Genomic DNA, 19579 nt, shown 5'->3' with positions numbered 1-19579 from the left:
TATGATTATATAATACAGTCTTAAATTCAGATTTTCTTACGTATTAATGATTTAAAGTTACGTTTTTATGACTTTTTATTGCCAAAATCTTTTCTATATTTCATTGGATTTATTCCTGTATGTTTCTTAAATACTTTAATAAAATTCCCCATATTATGAAATCCACACTCTAAACATATATCCATGACTTGCCTATTAGTTTCCATTAATAGTTCTTTAGCCTTCTTTATTCTATATTCATTAACATATTCCATAGGAGTTTTACCAATCATCCTTTTGAAAAAACGGCAAAAGTATTGTTCATTCATATTAATTTGCTGTGCTAAATCTTTTATATGTATCTTTTCTGAATAATTATTTTGAATATAAGAAATAGCTGTTTTAATATACTCTACTCTATAATCTTTATTTTTATTATTCTCTTTTATAAGCAAATTATTTTCATATAGTATCGCTAAAATTTTTAATAAAGATGCTTTTATTTTTATTTGTGAGGATAATTTTTCTGCAATATTACCTTCTGAATTTTGTGATATTTGTCCCCTTATTTTATAGGCTTCTAAAATCTCAGAATACTCTTTTAAAATTTCTTCTCCATATTTTTCTTTCTTAAAAATAAAATGTGGCATCTTTAATTCACCATTTAATAATGGTTGAATTAATGAGCCTTGTATAGAATCAAACATATCAAAACTAAGCATTTTTAAATCAAAAACAATAGCACTTTCCCTACATGGATGATTTGATTTGATAAAATGAAGCTCCTCACTATTAATAAAACAAATACATTCCTCATCTACAATATGCTTATCCATATCTATCTCTACTTGAAATTTACCTTTTTTCATGTGAATTAACTCTAACTGATCATGCCAATGATGCTTTACAATTAAGTCTCTTGACTCACTCTCTGTACAATAAAATGCACACGGAAAATATGCTGTACCGTGCTTTTTAATTTCCTTAAGTTGATTTTTTTCCATAATTTAACCTCTAACTTAAAATATAAATTAATTTTCCCATTACTTTTTATATAATTTTACCATATAAGAAATATGCAAAGTTTAAATTCCTTAACTTTAAATTAATTGCTATATAAACCAAATTTCTATAATACCCTTAGTACTAGGGCTTTATAATATAAAAATTTTATATAATTTATAACATAATAAAAAGAGTAACTACTTATTTTTAAATATCCTTAACATATAGGACATTAAAAATTTTAGAGCTACTCTTTTTTATTTAAATTTACTTATTTATAACTGCTTTAGCCATTTCAATCATTTGATCTTTATCAACATCATCATATGCCATATTCAGAATTAAATATTGAATACCATCTTCATACCAGCTTACAGATTGACTTTTGCATTCATCAATTTCATCACTACCAAAAGCCATATCTAAAAGTCCTTCTTTAATTAATTTTAAATCTTCTTCTGTTTGCACATAATCCTCTGGAACAAATTTACGTTGAATACTATTATAATATATTTTAATACCATCATATTCAGTAATATCTTTTTTATTTTCTATATCTTTGTTAAAATATTCTTCACTAATAGGAGTTGCACTCATAGATAAATATTGATTTTTTTCTGATCCAGATCTTGTATAATAAAAATATGCATCTTTAGTTTTTAAAACTGAATTACCATTATCATTTTCTAATGAGCTATCCGAAAAGTTAAATGATTGAAATTTAAATCCATTTGAAAATTCATCTACATATTTAGGACAATAGCCAACAGTATCTTTAACTACATCTTCTGTTGGAAACTTATTAATTTCATTCATTCTAGAGCTACTTGAACTCCAGTGTAATCCCCCTGTTGCTGCAACACAAGTTACAGTCGTTGCTATGCATAAAAGCCCAGCTACTATCATAGTTTTTGCTTTTAAAAATCTAATCTTCATATTAAATAACGCTCCTCTATTTTCATTTTTTTCATCTAAAATTCCAGCTCTAATTTTAAAAAACATATTTTCTGGAGCTGAAATTTCATCAGATTTTTTATTTAAACAATCTGTAATTTTTTTATCTAAACTCTCATTTAACTTTTTATCCATTAAACTCCACACTCCTTTGCTTTTGATATTTCACACTTTTTATCCTTTGATAAGGTTTCTTTTAATTTTTTCCTTGCAGTATAAAGCCTTGATTTTACTGTCCCCTCAAAGCATCCCATAATTTTTGCAATTTCTTTTACACTCAATCCATTAAAGTAAAAAAGTATTATTGCTGTTTTTTGCTTTAAATTCAAATGTTCAATTTCAGCATGAAGTGTTTCTGCCTCTTGGTTTCTTATATATATATCTATTGATTTATACATACTTTCATCATTTGCTTTTTCAAAAATATTTTCAAAAGGCAAAGCTTTTTTCTCTTTACCTACATGTTTCCAAGCAATTCTTGTAAGAATTTTAAAAAACCATGGTTTAAATTGTTCTATATTCTTTAGACTCTTAGCACTTAAATAACATTTTATAAATGTTTCTTGTACAATATCTTCACTAGTAAATCTATTACCTGTAATTAAATATGCATATTTTAATGCTTGATTTTTGTATATTTCAAATATTTCGCCTAAAGCATTCATATCACCAGACTGGATTTTTTTAACAAGTTCATTTTCGTTCACTTTAATATCTCCTTTCCTAAAGGCCTTTTTAGATGCATCTATATATAAGAGGTTTTAAATTCCAAAATGGTTCATTTATAATAATATTTTATTTTAAGTTAATATTAGTTTTTAATATTAAGCCATAATATCACTGCATTCTGCTTTTTAAAATAAAAAAGCGCCCTTTGGTTATAAAACGTACTTAAATCATAGAGTACATTTTATTTCAAAGATAGCACTTTTTATTATATAGCTATAAAATTACTTTTATTTCGTATGTTATGTATTTATTATTATATAAATAATTTAATTATCAATATAAGTAATGCTGAGAATATTGCTGTTATTGGAATAGTTAAAACCCATGCCCACACTATTTGTTTCGCTACTCCCCACTTTACATTTTTAAATCTTTTAGATGCCCCAACTCCCATTATAGTTGTTGTTATTATATGTGTTGTACTTACTGGCGCATGAAATAATGTTGCTGTTAATATTACGCAAGCAGCACCAGTTTGAGCTGCAAATCCATTTACAGGAGTTAATTTTGCCATTCCACTTCCCATAGTTTTTATTATTTTTTTACCACCTATAGAAGTTCCAAGTGCCATTGATAATGCACAAATAAAAATTACCCATGTAGGCACTTCAAATGTACTTATTAACCCACCACTTAGTAATGCCATAGTTATTATTCCCATAGATTTTTGAGCATCATTTCCACCATGGTTAAATGCCATAAATGCTCCAGCTAATACTTGTAATTTTAAAAATATCTTATTTACAACATTTCTCTTATAAGACTTTAATGCAAAATTTAATATTATTATCAATATATATCCAACTATAAATCCTATCACAGGTGAAAGAAATAACCATAAAATTACACTGTGAAAAAGGTTGTACCAATTAACAACATTAAAAGTACTAGTATATGCAATTCCTGCTCCTACAAGTGCTCCTATTAACGCATGAGATGAGCTACTTGGAATTCCAAAATACCACGTTAGTAAATTCCAAATTATAGATGAAATTAATACGCACATTATTACCCATTGTGGTATAGATGCATGGCTTACAATATTTTCTCCCACTGTTTTTGCAACGGCTGTCCCCATAAAAGCACCTAAAAAATTAAATATACAGCATATTATTATAGCTTGCTTAGGAGTAAGTGCCCTTGTAGTTATTGAAGTTGCAACAGCTGTAGCTGTATCATGGAAACCATTTATAAAGTCAAATGCTACCGCAAAAATTATTATTAGTATTGTTATAATTAACGAACTATGCATTTTTAATTACAACTCTTTCTACTATATCAGCTACTTTTTCACAATTATCCACTGTATCTTCTAAAATTTGATATATTTCTTTCCATTTCATAATTGCGATTGGATCCTCTTCATACTTAAATAATTGCTGTACAGTCTTTCTAAATATTTTATCTGCTTCACTTTCGATTTTACTTATATTCATGATTTTAGTATTTATATTTTTAGATTTACAACCATGTATTTTTAACTCTCTCATTAGTACTACAAGTTCTTCAGTAGCTTGTACTAACATATTACATATTTCTCTTAATTCTTCTGTACTTTCTGTTATATCAAACATTATAAATCTGTGAACTGTTGAATTAATGGAATCTAAAATATTATCCATTTCTTTTATTATTTCATATATGTCTTCTCGGTCTATAGGTGTTATAAATGCCTCATTTAATTCTTTAATTAAAGTGCGAACTAATTCATCACCAATGTTTTCTAATTCTGATGTATTCTTTACTTGTATTTCTCTTTTATCTAAACACTCTAAACTTGTTCTCAATTCAATAGCAGCTTCATTAACAATTTCAGCTGATTTTAATAACATCTGATAAAATTTATCTTCTTTACAATTAAAATTAAACATTTTTTCATCTCCTAGATTAATATAAAAATATTACATCTGATTTTAATCCCCCAATAATTATATTCCTTTTGTGGTAAATTTTTAAACTCATTTGAGTAAAATTTTATAAATTTAACATAAATTTAATATTTTATGTAAAGTATTCAACTTATAAATGCTGATAAAAATATATTGTTTTATAGTTTAAAATCTTAAATCTATAAAATTACAAATAATAACTATAATATTATTCATGCATAAACTATTCATATCTAACTAATTATAATAAATATTAGATAATAATTATGTGTGAGGTATGTACTTATGAAAAAATCCATTAGAATATGTTTTTTAATATTTTTAACTATAATCTTTTCTTTTAATTCCATATTATATTCTCCAAAATTTTTTTCAGATGTAAATGTTATGAAAAATTGTTCAAGTAATTATTCGCAAGATTTTAATACTGATATTTTAAAGACTAATGAACCTTATATTAAAAATTCCATTCAGCCAAAATACTTATATGTCATATCAGAAAATCACATGACTAAAGAAGAACAAACTATGATATCTACTCTACAAGGCATTATTGCAACTAAATCTGATCATCAAATTTATATTACTAGTCCTAATGAACCGGATTATGGCACTTGGCTCAAAGATTTAAAACATAATTATAATGTTAAATATAAAATTATTAAAAATCCTTGGAAATTATTAAATAAATTTAAATCATATATAGATGGATACGTATTATACAGTAAACTAAATTATCCTTCTATAAATAATGCTTGCACTCTTGCCTCTTTAAAAAATTCAATTGCCATTGATGAATCATTAGAAAACAAAGTTAAAACTTATGGAGTGAATACTTTAATTCAGGATTGCAAAGATACAGATAAATATTGGGCATATAATAATTTGTGGAATTTAGGATTAAATCATTCTACTGTGATAGAATTGTCTCCAGATAAAACTATGGCTTTAAGAGATTATGCAATACTATCAAAATCTCTAATTTTTTATGAAGATGATAAAAATGATAATTCTTTAAGAGAAACCATTTTTAAATCTATGGATAATAATTCACATTGCTTAGGTTGGGGACCTGATGAACATACTAATGTAACTATTGCTTCTAAGTTTGGTATAGATGTAATTGCTGCTGATTGGTCTTACAATCTTTCAGTATTAAGCTCATATCCATGTACTCCACAAACCCAAAAATCTAATATTGATATTTTATCAGAAGATGGTGTTCATTATGTTACATTTATTATGTCCGATGGAGATAATCAACAATGGTTGCTTGGTAGCAATTATAGTTCAAAAAATTGGTATGGATCTCCTTATAGAGGAAATTTCAATTTAGGTTGGTCTATAAGTCCATCTATTTATTATTTAGCACCTACAGTTTTTAGTAAATACTATAAAAGTGCTAGTTATTCAAAATATAGTGATAACTATATAGTTCCACCTTCTGGAAATGGCTATATGTACCCTAGTAAATTTCCTATTAACAAACTAGATGATTATACTGAAACGCTAAATGAATATATGCAAAAAGTTGATCAAAATTATGTTCTAATACTTGATGATAATGCTTTTTATAGAAAAGATTTGTGGGAAAAATATACTAAGCATAATAATATAAATGGACTTTTTTATCTTAACTATGAAAAAAATAATAGTTATGATGGGAAACTACTCTGGACAAATAATAAACCTATAGTATCCTGTCGTGATTTACTTTGGGGTGGATTAGAAGATGAAAATCAATTAATTAAAAATGTTAATGATAGAATTGACTTAGGTTATACAAATATAAACAATCCTAATTCTTATACATTTGTTTATGTTCATGTATGGAGTAATACCATGGATAATGTTCAAGATGTAGTAAATAAATTAAACGAAAATTCTAAAGTAAGAGTTGTCACTCCAGATACCTTTATGAAATTAATAAAAGACAATATAGAACCTTATTGATATTAATTATGTTTATTATGTCTAAATTTGAAATAAAAAATATTATATCTTATCCCTAAATAATTATATTCATTTTGTATAGTTTTTTAAACTAATTTGAGCAAATTTTCATAGATTTAACATAGAAGTTAATATTTTTTGAAAACCTTTTATGTGTAAAATAATTACTTTTTAGGTTATCTTCAATATATTAATATCCTAAAAAATAATTAAATAAACTAATTATTTACACAATAATTAGTTAAATTTATTATTTCCATAAATTATTTAATATAAAAGCCAAAATTTGATGTCTAAATTTGAGGTAAAAAAATCCTTAATTGATGCTTGCTAGAAATTAAAATCTGTAGTATCATTCAATTGTGATAGCAATATTAACCATAATTTAATAATATTTTATAGTAAGAGAGTTTATTGATCGCTATTTTTAAAGGTGCATTTTTTGCCTTTGTTAATAGCGCTTTTTTAATTTTATTATTACGAATTAAATGAAAACGTTTAGGAGTGGTATTAATGAAAAGAACACGTAAATTAGTAGCTTTAGCTACTGCATTAGTTTTAAGTGTAGGTCTTGTTGTTTGTGGACAAGTAAGTTGTAATGCAGCAACAATTTCAGCTTCAAAAGAAGCAAATCAAAGTATTAATAAATCTGATAAAATAATAATTGCTCATAGAGGAGCTTCAGGATATTTACCTGAGCATACTTTAGAAGCATACTCTTTGGCATATGCAATGGGAGCAGATTATATAGAAGCAGATGTTAATATCACTAAAGATGGTGTTCCAGTAGTAATGCATGACACTCATCTAGATACAACAACTAATGTGGCAGATCTTTATCCAAACAGAAAACGTGCTGATGGAAGATACTATATAGTTGACTTTACTTTAAAAGAAATTAAAAATCTTAGTGTACATGAACGTATAGATCTTGATACAGGAAATGCTGTTTTCAAAGACAGATTCACACTAGGAAATGCTCATTTTGAAGTACCTACTTTAGAAGAAGAACTTCAATTAATTCAAGGACTTAACAAGAGTACTGGACGTAATGTAGGAATATACCCTGAATTGAAATTCCCTAAATTCTATAAAGAAAATGGACATGATATTGGAGCTATAACTTTAAAAATGCTTGAAGAATATGGTTACAACCAAAAAAATGCTAAATGTTACATCCAATGTTTCGATCCAACTTATTTAAAGAGCTTTAAAGAAACTTTAAAGCCTAAATGTAAGTTAGTTCAATTAATAGGTCACTCAGATTGGGATGATAATGAGGGTGATGACGTTCCATACTTACTTTCTGCTAAGGGATTAAAAGAAATTGCAAAATATGCTGATGGTGTAGGTCCATCTATAGATCAAATATTAGATGAAGATGGAAATCAAAAGAAGAGTGCTTTAGTTGCTAATGCAAACTTTGTAAACGATTCACATGCTAATAATCTTGAAATCCATCCATATACAGTACGTAAAGATGATCTACCAAAATACGCTAAAGATGCAGATCAATTTATTAGAAAATTATTATTTGAAGTTAATGTAGATGGTTTATTTACAGATTTTGCTGACATCGGAGTAAAGGCAAAAAACGAAGGACCAATAAAATAATTTAAATAAATAGTTATTTTTTAGTCAAGTGTTAATCTATTCATAAGTACATCCAGACAGATTAAATAAAAATAAGTTACCGATAGTTTATATTTTTCTTTTAACTATCGGTAATTTTTTAATTAATTTTTATATATTATATCTAATACAATTATTAATTAAAATTAACTTAGCTTCTATAATATATCTTCAACTAATTCTTTAACATTTTCCATATCTTCTTTATTAGGATGAGATTTGGCTTCTTCATGTTTTTTAGTTATTCAACAATATGTTCATCATTTGGATTTTTTCATTCTTATAATAAAATCAAAAAAATAGTAGCTCCAGCACTGAACTGAAAAGCTACTACCTTATAATAATTCAATATGTATTACAACAAACTTATCATATGCTTATATTCTATCTAGCTTGTTGAGTTCTACCACTTTGTCTCTTTCCTTGCTGACTACCATTACCTTGGCTTCTTCTTTTATCACCATACCAATTTCTTTTTGGTTTTTTATTAGCATCAGTGGTCTTCTTATCTGCTTCTTTCTTTTGAGCTGGTTCTCTATTTATAACTATTCTTTCAAATTCAACATTCTTCATTACAGGAATGTTTTTTCCTATTGTCTTTTCAATATCCTTAAGTGCACTTTTTTCATCAACATCACAAAATGATATTGCTACACCGCTATGTCCAGCTCTACCAGTTCTTCCAATTCTATGTACATAAGTTTCTGGTACATCAGGTAAATCATAATTTATAACATGAGATAATCCATCTACATCGATTCCTCTTGCAGCTATATCAGTTGCTACTAAAACTCTTATTTTACCCTCTTTAAAATTGCTTAAAGCAAGTTGTCTTGCATTTTGAGACTTATTACCATGAATTGCTTGAGACTCAGTTCCAGTCTTAGCAAGATCTTTTACAATATTATTTGCTCCATATTTTGTTCTTGAAAATACTAATAATGACTTAATAGATTCATCTTTAAGAAGGTGAACAAGTAAAGACTTCTTATCTTTTTTCGTAACAAAATATACTCCTTGAGTAATAGTATCTATAGTTGATGAAACAGGTGCTACTTCAACTTTTACTGGATCTTTAAGAATACTGTTTACTAAGCTCTTAACTTCTGAAGGCATAGTCGCAGAGAATAAAAGATTTTGTCTAACCTTTGGTAACTTAGCTACTATTTTCTTAACATCACGAACCATTCCCATATCAAACATACGGTCAGCTTCATCTAAAACAAAGTGCTTAACATTACTTAAATCAATGTATTTTTGATCTATTAAATCAAGTAATCTTCCTGGTGTTGCAATTAAAATATCTACTCCCTCACCTAATATTCTAGTTTGAGGCTTTTGTGATACTCCACCAAATATTACTGTATTTTTAATATTAGTATGCTTACTATAAAGAGTGAAATTCTCTTCTATTTGAATTGCTAATTCTCTAGTTGGTGCTAATATTAAAGCTTTTATTGTTCTTGATTTATCTGATTTTTTTTGATTTTGTGCTATGTTTTGTAAAACAGGAATAGCAAAAGCTGCTGTCTTACCTGTACCTGTTTGTGCACATCCTAAAAAATCTTTTCCATTTAACAATGATGGAATTGATTGTTCTTGTATTGGCGTAGGATTTGTATATCCCGCTTCTGTTAAAGCCTTTTGAATTGGTTCTATTATATTTAAATCTTTAAATAACATTTTTTCTCCTTTTTAGGGCATTATAAAAATTCACTGCCCTCATAAATTATATTATTAAAATAAACTCTTATTTATTTCTTTACAAAAAACAAAGAAAGACACTAGCTATGTATAAGTAACAAACCCATACTTATAGCGAGAGTCTCTCATAATTATTATACAATTATTTTAGCAAAATAGCATTACTTATTTATTGGAATATTATTTTACTTTTATTCTTTATTTATGGTATGGTTCTCTACATTATTAGTAATTTCTAATTTTATTTACTAATAATAGAAATATCAAAAAAGGTTGTAGTTTAAACTACAACCTTATAACAATCTAAAATTATCTTCTATTTTGTTCTTTTTTAGCTCTTCTACAAGCTGCACATCTTGTTGGTTCGTTATCGAATCCTTTTTCTTTGTAGAATTCTTGTTCTCCTACTGAAAATATGAATTCACTTCCGCAATCTCTGCATACAATTGTCTTATCTGTCATAAATATTCCTCCTAAATTTAAGATTCTAAATGGATAATATAATCTCTAATTTACGAGAAACTATCTATCTAAATGAAACTTTTTTTGTTAGCATATTCGCTATTCATTTATTATATCATACTAATTAATTTATTGCAATACCTTTTTCATTATAATCTTTTGAATTAACAGAATGAACTGTATCATAAAACAATTTTATAATTTCCTTACAATCTTTTGATAGATACCTTCTTATATTCATTTTTCGCCTCTGAAATACTTTATGAACTGTAAATACTCTATTTTAAAATCCTATAACTCTCTTTACTATAAAAAACAAAATAGGCACAAATAAAGCTGGCAACATATTTAAAGTTTTACAATCTTTAATTTTCAAAATACTAATTCCGGAACTAGCTATTAAAACCCCACCAACAATAGAAAGTTCCCTCACCAAATCAGCCGAAAAGAAGGAGCCTGATAAATAATGTGCTACCAAATAAATACTTCCTTGCCAAACAAATAAAATAGGTGCTGCAACTATCATTCCTATTCCATATGTGGATGCAAATACCATTGAAGTAACTAAATCTAACGTAGCATTTGTAAATAAATATGTATTATCCCCATAAATAGCACTCATTACTGGACCTAATATAGAAAGAGTCCCAATACAGTAAAGCAATATTCCTGTTGACAATCCTTGTCCCAGATTGGACTTTGAATATTTTCCAATCAGTTTTTGAAACTTTTCATCAATATTTATCATTGAACCTATCAAACTGCCAATAGCAAGACTTACTATAAACAATACCGGATAATTACTGCTCGACATATTATTTACGATAGCATTAATACCTAGTGCCGTAGCTGCAAACCCCATGGAATTAAAAAGTGCTCCCTGATATTCATCCTTAATTCCTTTTTTAACTACACATCCTACAATGGTTCCAATAATGATGGTCCCAGTATTTATAATTGTTCCTAACATTTAAATCACCCCTATAAGTTTATAGATATAAAGATTATATTCCGTATTAATTGCGTCTTCAATCTGCGTAATGCGAGTTTGAATTTTTCGTTCTATTAGTTCCAACTCATGCTTTTTCCGCACAATTTCTTCCTGCTGTTCTTTTAACATATAAACTAATGTTTCTATGTCTCTATTTTCAAAAAAATCAATAATCTTAGATAGAGGCATATTCAGCGTCCGTAAATATTTAATAGTATTAAGACGTTCAAACTGTTTCGTTGAATAATAGCGATACTTAGAATTCGAGTCTATACATTCCGGTTTTAACAAATTTATCTCATCATAATACCTTAATGTTCTTATGTTTATTCTAAATAAATTTGCAATCTCCCCTATCGTAAATAGATCCTTCAAACTAACACCTCTTTTTATTTAATGATTCTAGTTGTTCTTTTTTATATAGTTTTATTATTTTTATTAGTTACTTTTATAATTCTATACTTTTTTTGTTTTTTACACGAGACAAAATTATAATTGTAATTATAATGCACGCCGTTCCTATCCATTGTGCTATTCCAAGCTGCTCATGTAACCATAATACAGATAATAAAGCTGCTGATAAGGGTTCTGCTGATGATAATACACTTGACTCTGTTGGTTTTATATATTTTAAACTTTCCAGGAAACAAGTAAAAGCAATTAGAGTTCCAAATAATACTACAAATGTAATAGCCAATATTGAAGTAATAGACCATTTACCAGTGCAATTCCATGGCTGCTGTATAAAGCTAAAAGCTATTCCCCCTATTAACATGCCCCATCCCACTACTAGTACAGAACCCCATTTTGTAAGAAGTGAATGAGGTTGTACAGTATAAAAAGCTGCTGCAAATGCTGAAGTAATTCCCCAGAATAATGCTAACTTAGAAATAGATATACTATGAATATTACCTTTTGTAATGATAAAAAATGTACCTAACATCGCTAATCCAATAGCAATAATTTCTTGCAAATCGGGAATTTTTTTAGTACGAATAGCTAAATAACAAGTAATTATTATTGGTGATGAATATTGAAGTATTGTTGCTGTTGCTGCATTTCCATATTTAATAGCAGCAAAATATGTATACTGCACACCTAACATACCTAAAATACTAAAAAATATAATACTCAAGCCATCATGTTTAGATTTCCAGATTTCCCATATATTTTGTTTACCTTTCATAAAAACATATAATAATAAGATTACCCCTGATACTAATAGACGGATCACAACAAGCCATTCTGGACTAAATCCTTTTTCCTGAAATAAGTATTGAGCAACAGTACCTGATATTCCCCATAGCATGGATCCTATGATTACTAGTGTTATTCCTTTTATCCGTGGCTGAAAGTTCACTATATTTTCACTCCTCTTTTGTAATTATTCTGAATAAATTTTTGATTGCAAGTGAGGTTTTTATTTATCTTTTTAAGTATATACTTCTTTTCCATTATAGTTTTTTCCATTTAGAATTTCTTCCCTTACCTACAACTTCTATTTTTCCTTCAACTCTAAGCTTTTCAAATACCCTATTTATAGTGGCTTCTCCTACATCTGGACATATAGTTCTTATTTCATTTTTAGTAAAATACCCCAACTTCCCTTCTATAGCCATTTCTATTCTTTCACTCTTACTGCCCTTAGTATTTTCAATACAGCCTACTCTATCCTCTAATTCCTTATATGCTTTTATAATAATGCCAAAAAAATATTCAAGCCATATATACAAATTATTTTTTCCATCATGCCATAACATAGATGATTTATTCAGTGCTTCATAGTAAGTTTCTTTGCTATCCTCAATAATTTTTTCTAAACTAATAAATCTTCCAACCTCAAAACCACTTTGATACAAAAGTAAAAGTGTTAATAATCTAGATATTCTTCCATTTCCATCATTAAAAGGATGGATGCAAAGAAAATCTAATATAAATGCGGCTATTAAAACTAATGGCTCTATCTCTTCTTTTGCAATCTCCTTTCTATATTCTTCACAAAGCCTTTCCATATAACTTGGTGTGCTAAAGGCATCCACAGGCTTAAATCTGATATATCTAGTTCCATTAGGCAATATTTCTTCAATCACATTATCAGTATTTTTATAGTTTCCACCCTTAGCTGATGAAAATTTGTATAAATCTCTATGTAATTGTAATAATACAGATGATTTTATAGGTATAGCATCAAAAGCACTATGAATAGTATTTAATACATCCCTATACCCAGCTATCTCACTTTCACTTCTATCTCTTGGTTCTATTTTGTTATCCATTATTTCACGCAATCTTTTATTGGAAGTATAAATCCCTTCTATTCTATTAGATGATTCTGCACTTTGTACAATTGCTACATCTTTAAGTGTATTTAATATTTGAGGTGATTGCTTTTTATACAAATCTTGCTTCCCTTTATATTCATTTATAGTAGTTAACATTCTTACTATACTCATTGGTAATGCTAAGTTATTTAATTTATTATTTTCAAAAGAAATCATTATACATTCTCCCTGGTTTATATTATATTTTATTATTATCATTTTATCATAAACATAATCATTTTAACTAATATGATTATATTTTTTAGGAAAATAACATATTAAATTTAAATAAACCTTATCATTTAATACTATATGATAATGTTCATTCTAAATATAAAATTATTCTAATTTTCATTTTCTATTTTAAAATTTTCACTTTATAACATCATGATAAATCATATCAACTATTTCATTTAAGCTTAATCCTTTATGTATACATACCTCAGGAATGATACCTAATAAATCTTTTTCATTCCACCATTTTCTCATTTCTTTTTCTCCAAATTCATGTGCATTAGGTTTTTGTTTATGACGATTTAAGGTTTCTTCAAAAGGTATATCGAAGTAATATGCAAAAATTTGATTACCAAATTCATCATGTAAATTTTCAAATAGTTTTCTATACCACTTTGAATTTAAAATGCCTTCTAAAATTACAATATTGCAATGCTTTTTCCCATATAGTACAAGTTCATTTAATAATTTAATTGCTTCTGTATCAGGACCATCTTTCACAAATAGCATTTCTCTTCTAACAACATCTTGAGAAATTAGCATTGTACCATGCCCAAATTTCTTTTGTAATGCCTTGGCTGTTGTGGTTTTACCACTTCCTGAATTACCTCTTAGTATTATTAATTTTATCTCTTTATCCATCTATTATATGTCCTTTCGAATTGATTAAATTCCTACTTTATCCTATATATTTAAAAGCTAGATTACCGCTACCTCACCTACTATTTAATATACATTTTATGTAAAAATTGTATATTAAAATCATTTTATATTATTACTTATGGTACGGTATTTTAATGTATAAAAATAGCTGCAACCAATTAATATCAATGGTTACAGTTATAAACCGCATTTATTTATGATATGGTTCTCCGTACCTCACCCAAGTGATAATGTTTTTTTATTATAGATCTAATGATTTATACCATATTTCACCCTTATCTATATCATTTCTTTCTCTATTTACAGGGATTATATTAATATTATCTATATTATCTAATCTTAATCTGTCTCTATAATAATTTTTTACGTTCTTTTCTCTATAGAAACTGCTCTCAACTAAATGTAATATAGTTATTTTTTTATTATAATCTTGTATTAGTTCTCTAAACATCCCATTTATATGTCCATCATCAGAATTAAAACCAAAACCGCATATTCCTATAATATCTGCTTCTTTAAATTTATTAAATAATTCTACATATCGTTCCGACATCTTTACAGACGTCAATGGTTTCACACCACTTTGTGTAAAAAGAAATGGAACTATTATATGCTTTCTATTTTCGTTCTCTTTAAATGAAATAATTTTATTTAGATATGGATCATAATAATCATCCACACAACCATTTAAGTACTCAACCTTAATTCCTGTTACTTCTTCAATAAATGTATTATAATTTGTTGTGCCCATACTACTAATATTACAGACTTTTTTCAATTCTAAAAGATCATGATAATATCCATTTCCACTATCAATTTTCGATTTACTATCTATTACTATATTAGAAATATACCTTCTAACTGTATGCAAAAAAATCACTATTTTACTAAATTTGCCCCAATCAGTTTGTGGATTGTATATATATCTCCAATTCATATCAATTAATGTTTGATAATCTAAAGCTCTAGAGTATATATCTTCTAAAATTAATAATCCAAATTTTAGTATAATATCTTCTTTATCTGATAATTTTTCGATATCCATATTTTCATTTTCTATTAATAATTCTAGTCCTTTCATCCCTGTATTTTTATAATCAAGAATAAATATTGAACCCAAATCATCAAATAAATCTATACTATCTGGACTTGTTTCAAATATTCCATCATTTAATCTATGTGTTAATTCTTCACCTATTGATCCTATTAACAATTCCAATATTGCTCTAGTTATATTTTTTAATGTATTTTTAAAATTGTAACTAAGATTATCTATCTGTATTGCTCTCAAAAATGCAGAAAAATACTCTGAAGAAAATAAATCATTAAATCCTTCATCGAATATATGATTTAACTTTATCTCTTTTCCATAAGTATATGCCCCTAAACTTTCACCTAATATTTCTTCCATAATATCATCAATACATATACCTTTTTTGTTTAATTTATCAACTATATAACTTATGTTATCATCAAAGTTCTTTAAATACTCTAATATTTGGTTTCTCTTATTTTCTAAACTACCTTTTACTAAGGAATCATATTGTCCTTTTGTAAATGCTGTTAATTTTTTATTTTTAATATCATCGGGTAGCCATTTTGCATATCTAGAAGTCAAATCAATATTATTTATTTGACTTTTTACTGATTCTTTATCTTTCAATGTATCCATTCTAAATATGTCTAATGCAAATTTTCCGCCTGATGGTAAACCATATGAACATTCTGCTCCTGCTCCAAAAAATAATACAATATTTTTCATAGTCAAATCCCCCTTTTAAAAATATACTTCAATAACATTATATACCATGAAATCTTAATTCTACTGCATAAACTACACAGAAATCTTTATATTAACAATATTTCTCCGTCTTATTTTTCTTGAAACAAAAAAGGAGAACCTCCTCCATCATCTGGATTTAGTTCTCCTCCGTTATTTAGATACATCAGCAAGTCATTATTGATGTTAAATTGTATTGAAGCAATTTCTCTATTCTTTAGCCCTTTGATTCTATTTTTGCCGTCATTTTTAGTGATGATTTCTTCCTATAGGCTTCAAATTCAAATAGCTTTTTCTTCTTATTATCAATCTTATTAAATCCTTCGTTATGTTTTCAAGTCTTATAAAATAGAATTTTCAATTTTAAATAATTTTTCATCTTGTGATAAGTTTACTACATAATATCTTTCATTCTTTAATTTCTGTGGTAATTTATCTTTTAAAATTGAAATAACAAGCTGTATATTTTTATCTTTTATATAATCTGAAACCTTTAATAGTTGGTTATCATGCATTAGTTCTTTTTTATCATTCAAAAGAAAATGTAAACATGGTATACCTAACGAGTCAGCAAACATTATATATGCTATATCAAAACATAATATTTCACCTTGCTTTTTACCTGAGCTTAGATTTGCATTAAATGAACTAAATTTGTATAGCTTTTGTTTTTTATTGTTCTCTATTATATCATATTTAATTGCATATCTTTCTCCATACAAACTATTAGAAACACTTGAAAAATATCTGTTAAATTTATTAATTTGCTCTTTTACATTTTTTTCAAAGTCTTTAGAAAATATTTTATCATCTATGCTATCAAGTTCTTTATTATAATTATCAATACTACCTTCTACTTCTTTTAATTGACTAATTACATTTTCATATTCGCCTTTTTGTCGGTATTTCTCATTAATCTCACCTATTAAATCTTCTAACTCTTTAAATGAATCGCTTTTAGCAATAATTTTAGATAAATTTTTTTCAATTCTAAGAAGATCTTCTAATTGTAAATTTTTATTTTCTATCTCTTTTTCTAATAAAGGTAAATCTTTTTCTATAAATTTAATCTTTTCAAATACCATTGTATTATGATAATTTACTAAATCCTCAAATGTTTTTTGTATATTTTCAATTCTAGCGATTGCTTGATTATATAAAAGCCTAAGCTGCTGTAAATCTATATTACAAACATTCTTGTTTAACTCTTCTCTAGATTCTAAAATCAGACTTTTTCTTATATTTAAATTACTTAATTCTGAGCTTAATTTATTAATTTTATATTTTGTATTATTTAATTCCTCTAAATCATTTTCAAAGTTTTCATTTATATTTAAATTTGATTTTCTTATATTAAGTTCACCTATCTCATCATTAATTAAAGATAATGCTGCCTCATATGCAGTTTTAGTTTGTTGCTTTTCTAATCTATCTTTATACAAAGTTTCTTGTTTTATCTTTGTTAAAATCTGTTGCTTTTCTTCTCCTTCTTCAAATACACATCCGAGTAAAAACAAATATAATGTCTCATATTCTGCATCTGAAGTAAACTTATCTAGATTTTTTAGTGTATTATTTATACTATTATCTTTATATCTTATATTATGTGATATAATCTGTCTAAAAGAAGGTTTACTTACTTGAGTATTCTTTAATAGTAATTTTTTTAACTCTGACTCAAATTCATCTTCTGTTTTTTGTTTTCCATTTATTTTTCTAATCAACTTTTTTCTTGATAAAAAATTTTTCTCTATTATAATATTATTTGCATTATCATTATCCAAATCTTCTGTTAAAATTAATGTTATTAGCACGTCATTATCTACTAAATAATCTTTTACTAGAGTATATATTTGTTTGCCTGAATCAGTATCAGAATATATGGATTTAGCCTTTGCTCCTAAACAAAAATCTATTAATTTAAGAACAGTTGTTTTTCCAACATTATTACCAGTTTTCTTTTCATTATCTAAATTTTCATCGTCTACAATGAGAGTTTCATCTACTATTAAATTAATTCCTTTTTTAAAAGACATTTCTCTTATTATAATCTCTCCACTAGATATCTTTAGTGATTTTATAAACATAACTCTATTTCACCTCCATCTGTATATTTTGCCAAATCTATTAAGTACAACCAATCTAAAGCTAACAAAAAAACTGAAAATGTAATGTTATGCTTAGATTTCACATTTTTATATAATTCTATCAACTCTTGCTTAGAATTTCTTTTCAAACAAGACAATACTATAGCACCATTATAGTATATGCTCATTTCTGGTTGCATATTATCTGGTAATAACATAATTATATCCCTCCGGATTCTTAAAAATTTTACATCTTATAAAAGCATCAACAACTATTATACATACACACATTTCTAATTCTTCAAATGGTATATTTTCATAATTGTTGCTTTCTAATATAATTTTTTTAATATTCTCTATTATGTTTAAGAATAGCATATCATTATTATCATAATCCTTCTTTATACACAATTTCATATATTGAGTTCTTATAGCTTGGAATACTGAAAAACTTTTGTTTACACCTTGATTATCAAATTCTTTGTACTTTTTTTCTAAATGACTGTAGTATATCTTGTAATCATTTATTATCATCTCTGTCATGTCTAACTCATTAAATTTTATTTTTTTTTCAATCTCAAAACTATTAACATTAATATCTTGACTAACATTACTTAAGCTTTCCTTAGATATTATATTTATAATTACTGCTAAATCTGAATCAACTCTTACAGTATCAACTTCTCTACCTAACTCTTTCTTTACAAATTCATATAATTCCTTTTGTTTATCAATTCCTAAAGAAGATATATGTCTTAGCATTACTGGAATATCATATATATCATTTTCACAATCAAATTTTATACTATACGGATTCTTAAAACTATTTTTTCTCAAATTATCAGCTGGTTTAGATATTGAAATAAATTTAAAACTATATCCACTATATTCTCTAAATATCTCTTTAGATAATGTACTTTCTATTTTTTGCTTGGTTGATGTAGATGAAACTTGTATTATCAATTTGTTAACTTCATCTATTAAATCAATACCCTCAACATTTTGACTAACTGTATTCAAGTTTTCTAAGCATAATCCATAAATTAGATTTAACAAATCCATATAGAAATTTTCACAATGCAGATTCAAGTCTAATATATTAATCTTTCCTCTTGCATTTATTCTATATGAAAGTGTATTCAATTTTTCTTCTATATAATTAAAGTATGTACCTCTATTCATTTATTTCCTCCCAA

Annotated in this window: 18 protein-coding genes and 1 pseudogene; 2 read left to right on the top strand and 17 right to left on the bottom strand. The window is 26.4% G+C overall.

Annotated features, from left to right (window positions below):
* Positions 1–65: 65 nt before the first annotated feature.
* The 5 genes from RYM86_RS13650 to RYM86_RS13630 all read right to left on the bottom strand — a co-directional run bounded on the left by RYM86_RS13650 (position 66) and on the right by RYM86_RS13630 (position 4538).
* A complete protein-coding gene (locus tag RYM86_RS13650; protein ID WP_315081146.1) occupies positions 66–983 on the bottom strand; it encodes an AraC family transcriptional regulator in 918 nt (305 codons plus the stop codon).
* Between the two features lie 268 nt (positions 984–1251).
* Positions 1252–2073 (bottom strand): hypothetical protein, encoded by an 822-nt coding sequence (locus RYM86_RS13645; protein WP_315081145.1) that lies wholly within the window; start codon positions 2071–2073, stop codon positions 1252–1254.
* Positions 2073–2645: an RNA polymerase sigma factor gene (locus RYM86_RS13640; RefSeq protein WP_315081143.1), complete on the bottom strand. Its 573-nt coding sequence runs from the start codon at positions 2643–2645 to the stop codon at positions 2073–2075. The genes RYM86_RS13645 and RYM86_RS13640 overlap by 1 nt, the downstream gene beginning before the upstream one ends.
* 275 nt (positions 2646–2920) lie before the next feature.
* A complete protein-coding gene (locus tag RYM86_RS13635; protein WP_315081142.1) occupies positions 2921–3919 on the bottom strand; it encodes an inorganic phosphate transporter in 999 nt (332 codons plus the stop codon).
* Positions 3912–4538, bottom strand: coding sequence for a DUF47 family protein (locus RYM86_RS13630; RefSeq protein WP_315081141.1), 627 nt, complete (start codon positions 4536–4538; stop codon positions 3912–3914). The genes RYM86_RS13635 and RYM86_RS13630 overlap by 8 nt, the downstream gene beginning before the upstream one ends.
* A 303-nt stretch (positions 4539–4841) precedes the next feature.
* On the opposite strand from RYM86_RS13630, the gene RYM86_RS13625 reads away from it, so the two are divergent.
* Entirely contained in the window at positions 4842–6509 is a 1668-nt protein-coding gene (locus RYM86_RS13625) for a GxGYxYP domain-containing protein (protein ID WP_315081139.1), read from the top strand.
* Positions 6510–7022: 513 nt separating this feature from the next.
* Positions 7023–8123 carry a glycerophosphodiester phosphodiesterase gene (gene glpQ / locus RYM86_RS13620; RefSeq protein ID WP_315081138.1) on the top strand — a complete coding sequence of 367 codons (1101 nt, stop codon included), beginning with the start codon at positions 7023–7025 and terminating at the stop codon, positions 8121–8123.
* A 402-nt stretch (positions 8124–8525) separates the two neighbouring features.
* On the opposite strand, the gene RYM86_RS13615 is transcribed toward glpQ, so the two are convergent.
* From RYM86_RS13615 to RYM86_RS13560, 12 genes and pseudogenes are all read right to left on the bottom strand, one after another.
* Complete coding sequence (locus tag RYM86_RS13615) at positions 8526–9824, bottom strand: DEAD/DEAH box helicase (RefSeq protein WP_315081137.1); 1299 nt, start codon at positions 9822–9824, stop codon at positions 8526–8528.
* A gap of 330 nt (positions 9825–10154) precedes the next feature.
* On the bottom strand, positions 10155–10307 hold the full coding sequence (locus RYM86_RS13610; RefSeq protein WP_003373161.1) for a zinc-ribbon domain-containing protein: 153 nt from the start codon (positions 10305–10307) through the stop codon (positions 10155–10157).
* Positions 10308–10455: 148 nt separating this feature from the next.
* Positions 10456–10548, bottom strand: a pseudogene (locus RYM86_RS13605) (GNAT family N-acetyltransferase); the annotation flags it as partial.
* 42 nt (positions 10549–10590) lie between these two features.
* Complete coding sequence (locus RYM86_RS13600) at positions 10591–11277, bottom strand: DUF554 domain-containing protein (RefSeq protein WP_315081136.1); 687 nt, start codon at positions 11275–11277, stop codon at positions 10591–10593.
* Positions 11278–11673 (bottom strand): helix-turn-helix domain-containing protein, encoded by a 396-nt coding sequence (locus RYM86_RS13595; protein ID WP_399547790.1) that lies wholly within the window; start codon positions 11671–11673, stop codon positions 11278–11280. It abuts the gene before it with no gap.
* 73 nt (positions 11674–11746) lie between these two features.
* Positions 11747–12658 carry an EamA family transporter gene (locus tag RYM86_RS13590; RefSeq protein WP_315081135.1) on the bottom strand — a complete coding sequence of 304 codons (912 nt, stop codon included), beginning with the start codon at positions 12656–12658 and terminating at the stop codon, positions 11747–11749.
* 94 nt (positions 12659–12752) lie between these two features.
* Positions 12753–13796: a Fic family protein gene (locus RYM86_RS13585; protein ID WP_315081133.1), complete on the bottom strand. Its 1044-nt coding sequence runs from the start codon at positions 13794–13796 to the stop codon at positions 12753–12755.
* Positions 13797–13991: 195 nt separating this feature from the next.
* Positions 13992–14495: a kinase gene (locus RYM86_RS13580; RefSeq protein WP_315081132.1), complete on the bottom strand. Its 504-nt coding sequence runs from the start codon at positions 14493–14495 to the stop codon at positions 13992–13994.
* 262 nt (positions 14496–14757) lie between these two features.
* A complete protein-coding gene (locus RYM86_RS13575; RefSeq protein WP_315081131.1) occupies positions 14758–16278 on the bottom strand; it encodes a hypothetical protein in 1521 nt (506 codons plus the stop codon).
* 359 nt (positions 16279–16637) lie between these two features.
* A complete protein-coding gene (locus RYM86_RS13570) occupies positions 16638–18383 on the bottom strand; it encodes a DUF2326 domain-containing protein (protein ID WP_315081130.1) in 1746 nt (581 codons plus the stop codon).
* Positions 18374–18601 carry an ABC-three component system middle component 6 gene (locus RYM86_RS13565; RefSeq protein ID WP_315081128.1) on the bottom strand — a complete coding sequence of 76 codons (228 nt, stop codon included), beginning with the start codon at positions 18599–18601 and terminating at the stop codon, positions 18374–18376. Before RYM86_RS13565 ends, RYM86_RS13570 begins: the two co-directional genes overlap by 10 nt.
* Complete coding sequence (locus tag RYM86_RS13560) at positions 18585–19565, bottom strand: ABC-three component system protein (protein WP_315081127.1); 981 nt, start codon at positions 19563–19565, stop codon at positions 18585–18587. The genes RYM86_RS13565 and RYM86_RS13560 overlap by 17 nt, the downstream gene beginning before the upstream one ends.
* Positions 19566–19579 lie beyond the last annotated feature (14 nt).

The sequence above is a fragment of the uncultured Clostridium sp. genome (genome assembly GCF_963527835.1).
GTDB lineage: Bacteria > Bacillota > Clostridia > Clostridiales > Clostridiaceae > Clostridium.
This window is presented reverse-complemented; position numbering and strand designations above follow the sequence as displayed.

Excerpts from the sequence above, each read along its gene's own strand:
- RYM86_RS13650 (WP_315081146.1), bottom strand. The coding sequence starts at position 983 with ATGGAAAAAAATCAACTTAAGGAAATTAAAAAGCACGGTACAGCATAT.
- RYM86_RS13645 (WP_315081145.1), bottom strand. The coding sequence starts at position 2,073 with ATGGATAAAAAGTTAAATGAGAGTTTAGATAAAAAAATTACAGATTGT.
- RYM86_RS13635 (WP_315081142.1), bottom strand. The coding sequence starts at position 3,919 with ATGCATAGTTCGTTAATTATAACAATACTAATAATAATTTTTGCGGTA.
- RYM86_RS13630 (WP_315081141.1), bottom strand. The coding sequence starts at position 4,538 with ATGTTTAATTTTAATTGTAAAGAAGATAAATTTTATCAGATGTTATTA.
- RYM86_RS13625 (WP_315081139.1), top strand. The coding sequence starts at position 4,842 with ATGAAAAAATCCATTAGAATATGTTTTTTAATATTTTTAACTATAATC.
- glpQ (WP_315081138.1), top strand. The coding sequence starts at position 7,023 with ATGAAAAGAACACGTAAATTAGTAGCTTTAGCTACTGCATTAGTTTTA.
- RYM86_RS13615 (WP_315081137.1), bottom strand. The coding sequence starts at position 9,824 with ATGTTATTTAAAGATTTAAATATAATAGAACCAATTCAAAAGGCTTTA.
- RYM86_RS13610 (WP_003373161.1), bottom strand. The coding sequence starts at position 10,307 with ATGACAGATAAGACAATTGTATGCAGAGATTGCGGAAGTGAATTCATA.
- RYM86_RS13600 (WP_315081136.1), bottom strand. The coding sequence starts at position 11,277 with ATGTTAGGAACAATTATAAATACTGGGACCATCATTATTGGAACCATT.
- RYM86_RS13585 (WP_315081133.1), bottom strand. The coding sequence starts at position 13,796 with ATGATTTCTTTTGAAAATAATAAATTAAATAACTTAGCATTACCAATG.
- RYM86_RS13580 (WP_315081132.1), bottom strand. The coding sequence starts at position 14,495 with ATGGATAAAGAGATAAAATTAATAATACTAAGAGGTAATTCAGGAAGT.
- RYM86_RS13575 (WP_315081131.1), bottom strand. The coding sequence starts at position 16,278 with ATGAAAAATATTGTATTATTTTTTGGAGCAGGAGCAGAATGTTCATAT.
- RYM86_RS13570 (WP_315081130.1), bottom strand. The coding sequence starts at position 18,383 with ATGTTTATAAAATCACTAAAGATATCTAGTGGAGAGATTATAATAAGA.
- RYM86_RS13565 (WP_315081128.1), bottom strand. The coding sequence starts at position 18,601 with ATGTTATTACCAGATAATATGCAACCAGAAATGAGCATATACTATAAT.
- RYM86_RS13560 (WP_315081127.1), bottom strand. The coding sequence starts at position 19,565 with ATGAATAGAGGTACATACTTTAATTATATAGAAGAAAAATTGAATACA.